A 14,941-nucleotide genomic window follows, 5' to 3' on the forward strand; every position below is an offset into this window, starting at 1 on the left:
CCGCGTGCACTCCGCCCTCTTCCTGATCGAGTTCGGTGCGATCATCCTCGGCCTCGGCCTCCTGGGCCGTGTCGCCGGCCGTTTCCGGTTCTCCCCGATCCCGCTGTATCTGCTCGCCGGTCTGGCCTTCGGCGAGGGCGGGCTCCTGCCGCTCGGTGCGAGCGAGGAGTTCGTCGCGATCGGCGCCGAGATCGGCGTCATCCTGCTGCTGCTGATGCTGGGCCTGGAGTACACGGCCAGTGATCTGGTGTCCAACCTCAAGACCCAGTACCCGGCCGGTCTGGTCGACTTCGTCCTCAACGCCGTGCCCGGTGCCGTCGTGGCGCTGCTGCTCGGATGGGGGCCGGTGGCGGCGGTGGTCCTGGCCGGTGTGACCTGGATCTCGTCCTCCGGGGTCATCGCCAAGGTGATGGGCGACCTCGGGCGGATCGGCAACCGCGAGACGCCGGTGATCCTGAGCATCCTCGTCCTCGAGGACCTGGCGATGGCGGTCTATCTGCCGATCGTCACGGCCCTGCTGGCGGGGGTGGGCCTCGCCGCGGGCAGCATCACGCTCGCGATCGCCCTGGGCGTGGCCGGAGCGGTGCTCTTCGTGGCCCTGCGCTACGGCAGGGTCATCTCGCGCTTCGTCTCCAGCGACGACCCGGAGAAGCTGCTGCTGGTCGTTCTGGGGCTGACGCTGCTGGTCGCGGGCATCGCCCAGCAGTTGCAGGTCTCCGCCGCGGTCGGCGCGTTCCTCGTGGGCATCGCCCTTTCCGGCGAGGTGGCCGAGGGCGCCCACACGCTGCTGAGTCCGCTGCGGGATCTGTTCGCGGCCGTCTTCTTCGTCTTCTTCGGACTGCACACCGATCCGGCCAGCATCCCCCCGGTCATCCTGCCGGCGTTCGCCCTGGCCGTCGTCACGGCCTGCACCAAGGTCGCGACGGGCTACTGGGCCGCCAGACGGGCCGGGGTCGGTGTCAAGGGGCGCTGGCGCGCCGGCGGCACACTGGTGGCCCGCGGCGAGTTCTCGATCGTCATCGCCGGCCTGGCCGTCACCGCCGGCATCCAACCGGCGCTGGGCCCGCTCGCCACCGCGTACGTCCTCATCCTCGTCGTCGTCGGCCCCCTCACCGCCCGCTACACCGAACCCCTCGCGACCCGCCTGACCCGCCTGACCCGCCTGACCCGCCGCACCGGGCTCGGCACACCGACGGGGGCCGCACCGGGGGTGCCGCGGACCCCGGAACCTGCCGTGAACGGTCCGTCCGGCGGCCCCGCGACGGCCCGCGACACGGTGCCGGACGGGGCGGCGCTGCGGGACGCGGCGGAGGCACCGGACTCGCTGCCGGACCATGACCCGATGGACCGGGGCGCGGTGGACCGCGCCTGAGAGGCCCGCGGCCCGCGGCCCGCGGAGACCCCGGCGGCCCCCGCCGGACGCAGGGGCCACCGGGGCCGCGGGAACCGCTGCCGCGGGGCCGGCCGGGGGCCCGAGAGCGCTGCCGCGGGGCCGGCGGGGGTGCCGTGCCCGTACCGCTCGGGTTCCGTACGCGTACCGCTCCGGTTCCGTACGCGTACCGCTCGGGTTCCGTACGCGTACCGCTCCGGTTCCGTACGCGTACCGCTCGGGTTCCGTACGCGTACCGCTCGGGTTCCGTACGCGTACCGCTCGGGTTCCGTACGCGTAGCGCTCCGGTTCCGTACGCGTACCGCTCGGGTTCCGTACGCGTAGCGCTCGATCGCGGACCCGGCGCCGGCCGGGGTCACCGTTCCGGCATGGGCCCGGCAGGCGGAAGCGCCGCGCCGGGCCCATGCCGGGCCCCCGGGAGCCGCAGGCCGGGACCGGGACCGACCGGGACCGGGCGCGGGGCGGGGTGGCCGGGCGCCCGGGCGCGCGGGTCACACCGGCGGCGTCGGGTTCACCGGCGTGGTCATCGCGTCAGTGGCGACGCGCGGACCGGGGATCGGGATCTCGGGCTGCGGGATCTCGGGCTGTGTGACCTCGGTCTGGTGTACGGAGACGATGCGCCGGGGCGCGGGCACACTGATGCCCTCGGAGCGGTAGCGCCGGTGCAGCCGCTTGATGAACTCGTGCCTGATCCGGTACTGGTCGCTGAACTCGCCGACGCCGAGGATCACGGTGAACCCGATGCGGGAGTCGCCGAACGTGTGGAAGCGGATGAGGGGTTCATGGTCGGGCAGTCCCCCTTCCACATCGGCCATGACGCTCTTCACGACCTCGGTCGTGACCCGTTCGACATGGTCGAGGTCGCTGTCGTACCCGACCCCCACCTGGACGTTGAGTGACATGTGCTGTTCGGGACGGTGGTAGTTGGTCATGTTGGTGCCGGACAGCTTTATGTTGGGGATGATCACAAGGTTGTCCGAGAGGGTGCGCACGACGGTGTTGCGCCAGTTGATGTCGACGACGTACCCCTCCTCGCCGCTGCTGAGCTTGATGTAGTGGCCGGGCTGCACCGTGCGGGACGCGAGGATGTGGACGCCCGCGAAGAGATTGGCCAGGGTGTCCTGCAGGGCCAGCGCCACCGCCAGACCGCCCACGCCCAGCGCCGTGAGAAGTGGCGCTATGGAGACGCCCAGAGTCTCCAGCATGACCAGGAAGCCCATGGCCAGCACGACGACGCGGGTGATGTTGACGAAGATCGTGGCCGAGCCGGCGACCCCCGACCTGGACTGCGCGAGGGCTCTCACCATTCCGGCCACGACCCGTCCGGCCGTGACCGTCGCCGCCAGGATCAGCACCGCGGTCAGGGTCATGGTGACGTTGCGCCCGACCCGGGCGGTGAGCGGAAGCGCCGAGGTGGCGATCGCCGCTCCCCCGGTCAGCGCGGCCCAGGGGACGATCGTCCGCAGGCCGTCGACGATGATGTCGTCGCCGCTCCACTTCGTCCTCCCGGCCCGTACTCCGAGCCATCTCAGGATCACCCGGAGCAGCAGGGCTGCCGCCGTACCGGCCGCCAGCGCGATACCGGCGACGATCAGGTCGTGCAGTGTGAGGGCCCGGGTCACCGCGTACCTCCCGGGGTGGGAGAGGGGGTGCGGACGGGTGCGCCCGCAGGTCTGAAGCGGATGTGAAGTGTCGTCACGAGCCACCTGTGAGTGTCGGGGAATGCCGCTGTATGCCGCGCCGGGCCGTTCGGATCCGTCGGGCGCGATGCTTCATCCTGCCGTATCTGTCGCACCGTCATATAATCAGGCCCCGGTGTGCCGCCCCAGCCCGCAGAGCAGCCCATGAGCGTGCCGCGGCCCGGCCCGTGGCGTCGATCCCGGCCCGGCCCGCTCGGCCCGGTCTGCTGCTTCGGTCAGTACTTCGGTCAGTACTTCGGTCAGTACTTCGGTCAGGCCTTTGGCCAGGCCTTCGGGTGGTACCCCGGCGGGCCGGGCGGTGCCATGCCGGGCAGCCGTCTCTCCGGTGGCGGGGTGTTCCTGCTGCCCGACCGGCCCACCGGGCCGCGCGCGAGGGCGGTGCGCGGCGGGCGGTGCGCGGCGATCGACGCCGGGTATGTCCGCGAACACCCGAGGTGACGGCGCATGCCGGACGTGCCGCCCCCGGTGTGATGCCGGACATAGGAGGTGGGTCACGTCCTAAGCCCGGTAGTGGCGAAGAGCGCCGGGCGCCCCCTGGACGGCGACCCCCTGCCGAGAAAACGGACATTTCTCCGTAAGGCGGTAGTACGTCACATCTTTGCGTCGTGGTGGGGAGGCCCTCCACGATGACTGGCGTCCCGGGGAGTGAGTGCCGGGCCGAGCGGGCCGCCATCCCGCGCCGACCGCTCGGCTCCGCCGAACCGTCCGTCGGTTCCTCCCCACGCAGTCCATCACCGGAGTCCCCCGCATGACCGTTCGCACGCAGTCCACCGCCGGCCGCATCGCCCGCCTCCGCAAGCTCTCCGTCGCCGGCATCGCCACCGCCGCTGCCGCGGCGGCGGCCCTCACGCTGGCCCCGTCGCCGGCGCACGCCGCCGAACAGGGTTCGGCCGCCGTCGGGGCCGTCGGGGCTGCGGCGGCCGAGGCTCCGGCGAAGAAGGCGAAACAGGACCAGAAGCAGTACAAGAACAATCTCGACGGGTGGATCCGTGAGGCCCTGGACGTCATGAAGTCCGAAGGCATCCCGGGCAGTTACGAGGGCCTGCACCGCAACATCATGCGCGAGTCCGGCGGCAACCCGAACGCGCAGAACAACTGGGACGTCAACGCCAGGAACGGCATCCCGTCCAAGGGCCTGCTCCAGGTCATCCAGCCCACCTTCGACGCCTACCACGTCAACGGCACCGAGCGCGATGTGACGGACCCGGTCGCCAACCTCACCGCCGCCGCCAACTACGCCGCCGACCGCTACGGCTCCATCGACAACGTCGACTCCGCATACTGAGCCGCGTCCCGTCCGCCGCACACCTTCCCTGAGCGCCTCGCGTCCGGGTCCGCGGCCATGAGCCTCGCGTCCGGGTCCGCGGCCCTCGCCCCGGGCCCCGCCGGGCCCGGCGGCCTGCCGCGGGCCCTCCACGGCGAGTCCACGCCTCTGTTCCGCGCCGCCGCTTCGGGTGCCGAACGGCAGCTCGAACCGGTAGGCGTCGATCTGCGCTGTTCCCCGACGCCGCGTCGGGTGTCGGGTGGTTCCTGCGGTTCCGGCTCACCCCGTCCCCGCCGCCGGCCCGTGTCGCTCCGTTCGCTCGTGATATCCCTGCCCGTCCGTGCCGTTTCCGCTCGTTTCCGCTCGTTCCCGCTCGCTCCCGTGCGTTCGTTCGCCGGCCCCCTCGCCGCTCGTCCCCCCGAGGCGCGCCCCGGGGCGGCCGCACCCTTCCCGGTAACCGGCGGGGACCGCGGCCCCCGTCACCATCGACGTCCGGCAGGGCAGGGCACCGGCGGCGCCCGCGAGGTGCCGGCCAGCCTTCCGACGAGTACCGACTGGAGCGGTTCGCCGTACATGTACGTCGGCGATCCGGCCCGCGCGAAACCGTGGCACGTCGCGGCGTACGACCCCTCGACGGGCCGTCTCACCGGACTGCGCTCCGGGACGGCCGTACTCGCGGTGACCGTGACGGTGACGGTGGCGGTGAACGGGACGCGGGCCGAGTCCGGGTCAGCGTGACCGCCTCGTCTGACTCGTCTGCCCTGTTTGCTCCGATTGCCCCGCCTGGCTCCGCTACCTGGTCTGGCTTGCCCGCGTCCTCCGCCTGGTTCGCCCGGTCCGTTCATGGGCGTGCCCGGGTGGCGGCCCGGTGACGAGACCGCAACGGCCCACCGCCTCGCGACACCGGGCGGGTCCGACTTCACCGGCCGGACGGGGCGGCGGGTGGGACGGATCCCGGCAGCGCGGGCGCGACGTGGCGAGGCCCCGCCGTGCGGATGCGGGCGGGGTCTCGCGGCGGTGCGCAAGGGGGGAGGTGCACCGCGGATCCCCGGCGGACGGGTGCCGGGGATCCGCACAGTACGCGCCACTCTGGCGGAAAAGGAACCCTCGTGCACGGCTTCGCGCGCCTGGTGCCCGCACGGCTCGTGTAACGGCCCCCGGCCCCCGGCCCCCGGCGCCCGGCGCCCGGCGCCCGGCTCCCGGCTCCCGGCCTCCGGCTCCCGGCTCCCGCCCGCGTCCGGCGTCCACAGGTCCCCGTGTGCCATGGCCGTCAAGACCGTGCCCCGCGGAAGGGCTCCCGCCCCGGACATGGCCCGGGGCGGTGCACACCACGTGGTGGCGTGGTCGGGGGCCTACGGGAGCCTACGGGGGCCGTGGTCCACCGCCGGTCCCGTGTCCGTGTCCGTGCCCGGGTGCGGGTGCGGGTGCGGGTGTGGGTGCGGTTCGGGAGACCCGCTGCGGCGAGCCCGTCCCACGGCTTCCGCAGCGGAACCGCCCCGTCACCCCGAAGGGGGTGCATGCCCTGACCGGCAGTCAGCCCGGAGGGTGGTCGCCCTGACCGGTCGGCGCCCTGCCGAGCCGACCGGCCGGGCCCTGCGCGGGCGCCGCCGGTGCCATCGGGGATGCCGGTGACGGGAGGGACCCGCGGCGACGGCGGGGCTCCGCCCCCGCCGCCGTCCGCTCCCTTCGGGCGGCGTATGACCGCTCATGTCGTTGAGTAGGCTGCGCACGGTCGGGAACGGGACACGAGACGGAGCGGGAGGCGGAGACATGGCGCTGCGCCATGCGGTGCTCGCGGCCCTGCTGGACGGGGAGTCCAGCGGCTACCAGCTCGCCAAGGCCTTCGACCTCGGGGTGGCGAACTTCTGGCACGCACTGCCGCAGCAGCTCTATCTGGAACTCGCGAAACTGGAGAGGGCCGGACTCGTCGAGGGCCGCCATGTGGTCCAGCGATCCCGTCCGCCGAAGCGGCTGTTCACCATCACCGCAGAAGGGCTGGGGGAGCTGGCGCGTTTCGCCGAGGCCGCGGCGAAACCGTCCTTCATCCGTGACGACCTCATGGTCAAGGTGCAGGCCGCGGACAGCGCGCCCGTCGGGCCGGTGGTCGAGCAACTCGACGAACGGGCCGCGATGGCCGCCGCCAAGACCGACATCTTCGAGCGCTTCCTGCGGCGGCTGCGCGGCGACCTCGACGAAGAGACCTTTCTCGCCACCGCGGACCGTGTCGGGCCCTATCTGACCTGTCTGCGGGGACTGCGCTTCGAGCAGGAGACTGCCGACTGGTGCGCACGGACGGCCGCGGTCCTCCGCGCGCGGCAGGCCAGGCCCGCGGAGGGCGGCCCCCGGCGCCGGGACCTCTGAGGGGCGCCCCGCCGGACCGCCGCCGCCCCGCCGGAATGCCGGCCGCGGGACCGCCTGCCACCGAGTCACCGAGTCACCGAGCAACCGAACCGCCGGAATGCGAGGCCCCCCAACCGTCGGGCCGCCGGACCGCAGGAAGGACGCCGGGGCGTTCGCCGCTCCGGCGCAGGCCCGTCCGCCGCCCTTCCCCGGCCTCGTGCCGAACCGGCGGGCGGAATCGACCTCCGCGCGCCGGGGGCCGCCTCCGCCTCGGAGCCACCGGGTTCCACCAGGTCCAGCGGATCCACCGAAGATCCACGGGATCCACCAGGTCCACCGAAGATCCACCGGATCCACCGGATCCACCAGGTCCGGGGGCCAACCGGCCTCCGCGCGCCGGGTCCTCCCGGGGCGCCCCGACCCCGCTGCCCGCGCCGTCCCGGACCACCCGCACCGCGCTGTGCATCGGCATCTCCAGCCGCGCCCGCTCGTGCTCCGCCCGGCCCATGTCGTACCGCAGCGGCCCCGCCGAACAGCTCCCGCTCGCTGTCGGGGACCGCGGCCCCGGCCGCCCTCACCCGTCCGAACCGAACACCCTCATGGCGCCCGTCCCGTGAGGGCATGGACACCCCCTTTGAACGGCGGCGCGCCGGGCCGCGTATAGACGGTGGGGCCGGGGCCGCTTCCCGGGCCGGGCCCCGCACACCTGGTGACACCGTGTCGGTACGACCTTGGGGCCGCGGATGAGGCACGCACGACGGAACCTTCAGCGGATCGCCCGGCTGGCGGCGGTCGGCGGGCTGGTCTGCGGCTCGCTGATGGTCTCCAGCGCCATGGCGGGGGAGACCCGGGCGCCGGTGGCAGGCACGGCCCCCGCCCAACCGGCCGCCGCGCCCGGAGGTGCGGTGGTCGAACGGCTCGGGACGTCGCGGACCGCGGGGAGCTGGGTCGGCGACGACGGCCGCCCCGTGGTCGCCGTGACCGACCAGGGCGCCGCCGCCGAGGTGCGCAGGGCGGGCGCGAACCCCAAGGTCGTTGACCACAGCACGGACGAACTGCGCTCGGCCACCGAGACCCTGCGCGGCGCGCCGCGGGTGACGGGCACCGCGTGGGCGGTGAACTACCGCACCAACGAGGTCGTGGTGCGCGCCGACCGCACCGTGTCCGCCTCCGACTGGTCGCGGCTCACCGAACTCGCCGAGGGCATCGGCGGCTTCGTCCGCATGGAACGGAGCCAGGGCACCTTCACCACCCGGCTGAACGGCGGCGCACCGATTTTCGGCGGGGCCAGCCGGTGCTCCGCCGGCTTCAACGTCACCGACGGGCAGCGGTCGTTCGTCCTCACGGCGGGCCACTGCGGGCCCGTCGGTACCACCTGGTTCGGCGACCGCGGACGCAACGACCGGGTCGGCAGCACGGTCGCCGGCAGCTTCCCGGGCGGTGACTACTCCCTGGTGCGCTACGACGAGAACGCCGTGCCCGATCCGGCCGCCGCCGGCGTCGTGGCCATCGGGGAGGGCCGCGGGGTACGGATCGTCGGGGCGGCCGATCCCGCCGTCGGCCAGGAGGTCTTCCGCAGCGGAAGCACCACCGGACTCCGTTCCGGGCGGGTGACCGCGCTCAACGCGACCGTCAACTACCCCGAGGGCACCGTCGGCGGGCTGATCGAGACCACCGTCTGCGCCGAGTCCGGGGACAGTGGCGGTCCGCTGTTCGCCCAGGGCATCGCGCTCGGTGTCACCTCGGGTGGCACCGGCGACTGCGACAGCGGCGGCACCACCTACTTCCAGCCGGTCACCAGCGCCATGGCGTCGCTCGGGGTGGCGCTCAGCGGGCCTCCCCCCGCCCCGCCCGGCAGCGTGGACGGACAACCCGCCGCTCCCGCGGACCCGTCGGCGCCCGCCGCCGGCGGCACGGGGCCCGGCGCGGGTACGGGGAGCGGTGCCGTGCCGCCGTGGGGCGGCACGTCCGGCCCCGGGATCGTCACCGACATCGCCGCCGGGCTCGGCCCCCTGGGTGCGGTCGCCCCCGGTGTCGGCGTCATCGGCGCGAGCCTGCTCCTGCTGGTCGTCAGCCGCTGGATCCAGACGGCGCAGGGCCGCCGCAACTACCGGGAGTACTACTCGCAGACCTGGGCCTGAGGGGCGCGGCCCCGGGGGCCCGGGTCCCCAGGGGAACACCCGATGTGACGAGCGTCACGCACCGGGTGCGCTTCTGCGGCCGCGGCGCCGGCGGGTAGCTTCCCCGCCATGACGGACGATCTTGCGTATGCGGGCGTCGCCGGACAGGCCGCGGCCGTCCGCTCCGGCGAGGTGTCGGCCCGGGAACTCACCGGGCTGCTCCTCACCCGCATCGAGCGCCACGACGTCAGCCTCAACGCCTTCACCGCCGTCATGGCCGAGGAGGCGCTGGCCGAGGCCGGACGCAGGGACGCCACCGCCCCCGAGCAGCGCGGCCCGCTGCACGGCGTACCGGTGGCGATCAAGGAGGAGAACGACGTCGCGGGCCGGGTGACGACGTTCGGCACCGCCGCCCGCACCCGCCCCGCGAAGGCGGACTCGGAGGTGGTGCGCCGACTGCGCGCCGCGGGCGCGGTCATCGTCGGCAAGACGAACATGCCCGAGTTCGGCCTGTTCCCGTTCACCGAGTCGTCAGCGCACGGGAGCACCCGCAACCCCTGGGCACCGGACCGCTCACCCGGCGGCTCCAGCGGCGGCTCGGCGAGCGCGGTCGCGGCCGGGCTGGTTCCGGCCGCCATCGGTGGCGACGGCGGCGGCTCCATCCGCATTCCGGCCGCCTGCTGCGGCCTGTTCGGCCTGAAGCCCACCCGGGGCCGGGTCAGCACCGCGCCGCATCCGCATCTGTGGTGGGCGCTCGGGGTGCTCGGACCGCTGACGCGCTCGGTGCTGGACTCCGGCCTCGTCCACGACGCGATCCGCGGCTCCCTGCCCGGTGACATGTTCCGTGCCGGCACACCCGCCGGCTCCTTCGCGGCCGCCGCGACCGCCGAAGGCCCCCGGCTGCGGATCGGCTGGTCCACCCGGCCCGCCGCACGAGGCGTGCGGCCCGCGCCGGAGGTCGTCGAGGCCGTCACCGGGACGGCCGCCCTGCTGGCCGGACTGGGGCACCGGGTGGAGGAGATCGATCCCGGCTACCCCGACTCCACCGCCGCGTTCGTGCCGCAGTTCTTCGCCGGACTGCGCACGGAGGCGTTCGCGGTCGACGACTACGCCCGGCTGGAGCGGCGCACCCGTGAGTCCGTCCGCCTCGGTGCCTGGGCCGGACCCGCCGTCACCCGGTGGGCGATGGACCGGGGGGAGCGGGCGGCCGTCCGGGCGAACCGGGTGTTCGACCGGGTCGACGTGCTGCTCACCCCGACGATCGCCGGCCTTCCGCCCACGGCGGGCCGCCTGGAGGGCACCGGCACGGTGCGAGCTGCCCTGCGGTCCCTGCCGATGATCGCGTACTGCGCGCTGTGGAACGTCACCGGCAACCCCGCGGCATCGGTCCCGGCCGGATTCACTGCCTGCGGACTGCCCCTCGCCGTACAGCTCGTCGGCCGCCGCGACGACGAGACGACGCTGCTGTCCCTGGCCGCAGAGCTGGAGCGGGCCCGCCCCTGGTCCGATCGCAGGCCGCTGCCGGCCTGAGCCGGGGCCCTTGCGGGCCGGGTGCCACCGGTGTGGGTGGCTGTGCGGGGCGGACGGGGCCCCGCGGGCGCTCCGCCGGAAGGCGCGCGGGGGAGCCGGGGCCGTCAGATGATGCCATTTCGGCCCGGATGGTCTTGCCGTTCTCCGTGTGGCGCGGTGCCCCCGCGCCCGGGGCACCGCGCCACCAGCAGCAGGCCCCGGCCGCCCTCGCCCGTAGTAGGGGCATGGCACCGCCGGGGCGGGGTCGCTGTCGCCGTCGGACACTTCGCAGGTCCGGACGTGCGGTGCTGTTGTCGTCGGACGCTTCGCAGGTCCGGACGTGCGGTGCTGTTGTCGTCGGACGCTTCGCAGGTCCGGACGCGGTCGCGGATCAGACGCGGCCGCGCCGGCGAACCCGCGTACCGGATCGTGTTGGTGACCAGCTCGCTCGCGATCGGTTCGGTGGCGAACGCGGCGTCGCCGAGCGCCCGGGGCAGCTGGCGGGTGACGGGGGAGCGGGCGGTCGGGACGGCGGCCGGATCGCTGGTGGCGCGGTCCCGCCGGCCCGGCGCCCGGCGCCCGGGGAGCGCACCGGTGCACTCCCGGCGGCCGGGCCGTGGTAACCGGGTATGTGCACTGGCCCGGGCCGCCGGGGGATGGAAAGCTTGCGGCCCACAGACTGTCGCCGCTCACCGACGGGTGGAGGCCCGACGGGTGGAGGCCCCTTGACGACTCTCCGACGACTGGTCGTCCTCAGGCACGCGAAGTCCGCCCGGCCGCCCGGCGTGGCCGATGCCGAGCGGCCACTGGCCGAGCGCGGGCTGCGCGACGCGCCCGCCGCGGGCCGCTGGCTGCGGGACGCAGGCTGTGTCCCGGACCTCGTGGTGTGCTCGACCGCCGTCCGTGCCCGCCAGACCTGGGACCTCGCCGCCCGGGAGCTACCCGCCGGCCCGGCGGCCCGCCATGACCCGCGGCTCTACGGCGCGGACGCCATGGACCTGCTCGCCGTCGTGCGGGAGACCCCGGACGAGGTGGCGACCCTGCTGCTCGTCGGCCACAATCCGGCGCTCGAGGAGTTCGTGCTGCTGCTGGCGCCGGAAGGCCTCGGCGACACCCTCCAGCGGGTCGAGGAGAAGTTCCCGACCTCGGCCATCGCGGTGCTGACCCAGCAGACGTCATGGCCCGAGGCCGCCCCCGGGGGCTCCCTGCTCACCGATGTCGCCGTCCCCCGCGGCGCCGCGGACTGAACTCGGTACGGCCCCCACCGCCCGGCTCGGCGACCCGGGGCGTGAAGCGGGTGGGCGCGAGAGCACGAGGCGGACTGCCCCGGGGCTGGAGGCGGGCGGTGGGGTCCCGGCTCCCGTCGCAGGCCGGGCCTGTGCCCGGAGAGCGCGGGACGGGTTCCGGCGCGCTGCGGCGGTGCGCCCGAGACGGGCCGGACGCGCTTGGGAGGTACGCCTGCCCTGCGCCTGCCTGGTGTCTGCTCTACGCCCGACATGCGCCCGATATGCCTCTGTCCTGCCTCTGTCCTGCGTCTGCCCTGGGCCTGGCGTGTTCCTGCCCGGTGTCCGACGCGCCTTGGGCGTGCGCGCGAGTGTGCCGGAGACGCGCCCGAGGTGCGCGGGACGTGCTCCGGGGCGTTTCGGATGTGCGCCTGAGATGCGCCTCAGACAGGCCTGAGATGCGGCGGAGATGCGGCCGAGACACGCCTGAGATGCGGCGGAGTAGCGCCGGGTCCGCGCCGAACGGCCGGTACGTCGTGCCGTACGGGCCGGGCGCCGCGGCCCTGCACCGTGCACCACACCCCGCCGTACGGCCGGCACACCCCGCCGTACGGCCGCCGTCCGCCGCCGGGCCGCGCAGGGTACCCCGAGCGGCCCAACCCCCGCGCTGCGCCTCGGCCGGACACGGCACCGGCCCCTACGGTGTGCCATCGGAAAGGGCCGGTGAGACATGGCGGCATCGGGACGGCAGGGCCCGGGGGCGGCGGTCCCGGAGGCGTCGCACGGCGCCCCGAAGGCGGGCGAGACCGCGGCGGCCCGGCTGAAGGAGCGCATCTACGCGACCATCACGATCACCGCCGTCACGGTCGCCCTGTCCGAGACGGCGCACCCCGCGCACCTGGAGTCCGCCCTCACGGTGGCCGTGACCGCACTCGGGGTCTGGCTGGCCACCCTCGTCGCCGACGAGCAGTCGCACCGGGCGCTGACGGGGCGCGGCGCGACCCTCGGGGAGATCCGCGCCGCGCTGTACGTCTCCAGTCCGCTGCTGCTCTCCGCCGTGGGACCGCTCGTTCTGATCGGCGTCTCGGCGCTGGGGGTGCTGGAGCTTGACGCCGCCCTGCTGCTGAGCGCGGTGCTCGCCGCGGCGAGCCTGTTCGTGTGGGGCTGGCGCACCGGGCTGCGGATGGGCAACGGACCGCTGAGTGCCGTGGTCTCCGGGATTGTCGACACCCTCATCGGAATGGCCGTGATCGCCGTGAAACTGCTCGTGGGCCCTTGACGCCGTGTCGCGCACCTTGGCCGGCGGGGCGCCGGAGGCGGTACGGGCGGTGGGCACACCGGACATCCCGCCCTTGTCGGGCAGTCGATGCGGCACCGAGTGCCAAATCAGCGAGCAAGGTCACAGCCGTCTCCTATCCTGCTCATCCGTAACCCTGCCCTAGCATCCGAGCATGACGGTTCTGCCTGATGACGGGCTCACGCTCGCCTCCGAGTTCCCCGACGCCACCCATGAGCAGTGGCAGCGCCTCGTCGAGGGTGTGCTGCGCAAATCGGGCAAGGACGTGTCGGGTGCGGCGGCGGAAGAGGCGCTGGCGACAGCCCTGGACGACGGGCTCGTGGCGAGCCCCCTCTACACCGCGCGGGACACCGCGCCCGACGCCGGCTATCCCGGCTTCGCGCCGTATCTGCGCGGCGGCCGGCCGGTCGGCGGCTGGGACGTGCGCCAGCGCCACGGGCGCCCGGAGGCGGACCGCGCCAACGAGGCGGTCCTCGCGGACCTCGAGAACGGCGTCACCTCCCTCTGGCTCACCGTCGGGGACGCCGGATTGCCGGTGACCGGCCTCGCCCGGGCCCTGGACGGCGTCTACCTCGACCTCGCCCCGGTCGTCCTCGACGCCGGCCCGGACACCGCGGCCGCCGCCGGTGAACTGCTGCGCCTCTACGAGGAGCGCGGCGTCCCCCGCGAGGAGGCGAGGGGCAACCTGGGCGCCGACCCGCTCGGAGCGTCCGCCCGCACCGGGGAGCCCGTGGACACCGAGGCGGCGGTGGAACTCGCCCGCCGCACCGGCGACCGGTACCCGGCGCTCCGCGCACTGACCGTCGACGCGCTGCCCTACCACGAGGCCGGCGCCTCCGCCGGACAGGAGCTGGGCGTGTCGATCGCGACCGGAGTCGCCTACCTCCGGGCCCTCACCGCCGCCGGACTGGCGACCGGGGACGCCCTGCGGCAGCTGGAGTTCCGCTACGCCGCGACCGCCGACCAGTTCCTCACCGTCGCCAAACTGCGCGCCGCCCGCCGGCTGTGGGCGCGCGTCGCGGAGGTGTCCGGTGCCGCCGGGGACGCGGGCGCGGCCCAGCGGCAGCACGCGGTGACCTCGCCGGTGATGATGACCCGCCGCGACCCGTACGTGAACATGCTGCGCACCACCATCGCCTGCCTCGGCGCGGGCGTCGGCGGCGCGGACGCCGTGACCGTGCTGCCCTTCGACCACGAACTGGGCCTGCCGGACGCCTTCGCCCGCCGCATCGCCCGCAACACCTCCTCCATCCTGCTGGAGGAGTCGCACCTCGGCCGGGTCGCCGACCCCGCGGGCGGCTCCTGGTACGTGGAACGGCTCACCGACGAACTCGCCCACGCGGCCTGGGCGTTCTTCCAGGAAGTGGAGCGGGCCGGGGGCCAGGGCGAGGCGCTGCGCTCCGGACTGGTCGGCGAGCGCATCGCCACCACCTGGGCGGAGCGCAAGCGCGGGCTCGCCAAGCGCCGTGAACCCGTCACCGGGGTCAGCGAGTTCCCGTTCCTCGGCGAGAAGCCCGTCGAGCGCGAGCCCGCGCCCGCAGCCGTCCGCCCGGCAGCCGTCAGCCCCGGGGGCGGGCTGCCCCGGGTGCGCCGCGACGAGGACTACGAGGCCCTGCGCGCCCGCTCCGACGCCCATCTGGCCGCGACCGGCGCCCGCCCCCGCGTCTTCCTCGCCGCGCTCGGCCCCGCCTCCGCGCACACCGCGCGGGTGGCGTTCGCCTCGAACCTGTTCCAGGCGGGCGGTGTCGAACCGGTCCACGACCCGGTGACGGTCGACGCCGCCACGGCCGCCGGCGCCTTCGCCCGCAGCGGCGCCTCGGTCGCCTGCCTCTGCTCCGGCGACGCGCTGTACGAGGAGCAGGCCGGGGAGGTCGCCGAGGCCCTCAGGTCGGCCGGCGCCCGCCAGGTGTTCCTGGCCGGCCGCCCCGCCGAGTACCCGGGCGTCGACGCCTACGTCTTCGCGGGCTGCGACGCCGTCGGCGTGCTGTCCTCCGTTCTCGACCGCATGGGAGTGGCCCGGTGAAAGGCCCGGCGAACGGCCCGGTGAGTGGCCCCGTGAAAGGCCCGGTGAAAGGCCCGGTGAGTGGCTCCGTGAACG

Annotated in this window: 10 protein-coding genes; 9 read left to right on the top strand and 1 reads right to left on the bottom strand. The window is 74.6% G+C overall.

The window, feature by feature from the left end; genetic code table 11:
• The first annotated feature begins 4 nt into the window (after positions 1 to 4).
• Complete coding sequence (locus tag DDQ41_RS29775) at positions 5 to 1,372, top strand: cation:proton antiporter (RefSeq protein WP_262508619.1); 1,368 nt, start codon at positions 5 to 7, stop codon at positions 1,370 to 1,372.
• Positions 1,373 to 1,881: 509 nt separating this feature from the next.
• Here the strand turns inward: DDQ41_RS29775 and DDQ41_RS29785 are convergent.
• A complete protein-coding gene (locus tag DDQ41_RS29785; protein WP_109297245.1) occupies positions 1,882 to 3,012 on the bottom strand; it encodes a mechanosensitive ion channel family protein in 1,131 nt (376 codons plus the stop codon).
• A gap of 826 nt (positions 3,013 to 3,838) precedes the next feature.
• Here DDQ41_RS29785 and DDQ41_RS29795 point away from each other — a divergent pair.
• The 8 genes from DDQ41_RS29795 to DDQ41_RS29845 all read left to right on the top strand — a co-directional run bounded on the left by DDQ41_RS29795 (position 3,839) and on the right by DDQ41_RS29845 (position 14,866).
• Positions 3,839 to 4,375: a transglycosylase SLT domain-containing protein gene (locus DDQ41_RS29795; protein ID WP_109297247.1), complete on the top strand. Its 537-nt coding sequence runs from the start codon at positions 3,839 to 3,841 to the stop codon at positions 4,373 to 4,375.
• Positions 4,376 to 4,879: 504 nt separating this feature from the next.
• Complete coding sequence (locus DDQ41_RS29800) at positions 4,880 to 5,092, top strand: hypothetical protein (RefSeq protein WP_174720337.1); 213 nt, start codon at positions 4,880 to 4,882, stop codon at positions 5,090 to 5,092.
• 1,032 nt (positions 5,093 to 6,124) lie between these two features.
• Positions 6,125 to 6,715, top strand: coding sequence for a PadR family transcriptional regulator (locus tag DDQ41_RS29810; protein WP_109297249.1), 591 nt, complete (start codon positions 6,125 to 6,127; stop codon positions 6,713 to 6,715).
• A gap of 722 nt (positions 6,716 to 7,437) precedes the next feature.
• Positions 7,438 to 8,835 (top strand): S1 family peptidase, encoded by a 1,398-nt coding sequence (locus tag DDQ41_RS29820; RefSeq protein ID WP_109297250.1) that lies wholly within the window; start codon positions 7,438 to 7,440, stop codon positions 8,833 to 8,835.
• Positions 8,836 to 8,943: 108 nt separating this feature from the next.
• A complete protein-coding gene (locus tag DDQ41_RS29825) occupies positions 8,944 to 10,344 on the top strand; it encodes an amidase (RefSeq protein ID WP_109297251.1) in 1,401 nt (466 codons plus the stop codon).
• A 635-nt stretch (positions 10,345 to 10,979) separates the two neighbouring features.
• Positions 10,980 to 11,570 (top strand): SixA phosphatase family protein, encoded by a 591-nt coding sequence (locus DDQ41_RS29835; RefSeq protein ID WP_174720338.1) that lies wholly within the window; start codon positions 10,980 to 10,982, stop codon positions 11,568 to 11,570.
• Between the two features lie 706 nt (positions 11,571 to 12,276).
• The gene (locus DDQ41_RS29840) at positions 12,277 to 12,825 is read left to right on the top strand and encodes a hypothetical protein (protein WP_245991435.1); all 549 of its coding nucleotides are present in this window, start codon (positions 12,277 to 12,279) and stop codon (positions 12,823 to 12,825) included.
• 172 nt (positions 12,826 to 12,997) lie between these two features.
• On the top strand, positions 12,998 to 14,866 hold the full coding sequence (locus tag DDQ41_RS29845) for a methylmalonyl-CoA mutase family protein (protein WP_109297252.1): 1,869 nt from the start codon (positions 12,998 to 13,000) through the stop codon (positions 14,864 to 14,866).
• The last annotated feature ends 75 nt before the right edge of the window (positions 14,867 to 14,941 follow it).

Source organism: Streptomyces spongiicola (assembly GCF_003122365.1).
Lineage (GTDB): Bacteria > Actinomycetota > Actinomycetes > Streptomycetales > Streptomycetaceae > Streptomyces > Streptomyces spongiicola.

Excerpts from the sequence above, each read along its gene's own strand:
- DDQ41_RS29795 (WP_109297247.1), top strand. The coding sequence starts at position 3,839 with ATGACCGTTCGCACGCAGTCCACCGCCGGCCGCATCGCCCGCCTCCGC.
- DDQ41_RS29810 (WP_109297249.1), top strand. The coding sequence starts at position 6,125 with ATGGCGCTGCGCCATGCGGTGCTCGCGGCCCTGCTGGACGGGGAGTCC.
- DDQ41_RS29820 (WP_109297250.1), top strand. The coding sequence starts at position 7,438 with ATGAGGCACGCACGACGGAACCTTCAGCGGATCGCCCGGCTGGCGGCG.
- DDQ41_RS29825 (WP_109297251.1), top strand. The coding sequence starts at position 8,944 with ATGACGGACGATCTTGCGTATGCGGGCGTCGCCGGACAGGCCGCGGCC.
- DDQ41_RS29835 (WP_174720338.1), top strand. The coding sequence starts at position 10,980 with ATGGAAAGCTTGCGGCCCACAGACTGTCGCCGCTCACCGACGGGTGGA.
- DDQ41_RS29840 (WP_245991435.1), top strand. The coding sequence starts at position 12,277 with ATGGCGGCATCGGGACGGCAGGGCCCGGGGGCGGCGGTCCCGGAGGCG.
- DDQ41_RS29845 (WP_109297252.1), top strand. The coding sequence starts at position 12,998 with ATGACGGTTCTGCCTGATGACGGGCTCACGCTCGCCTCCGAGTTCCCC.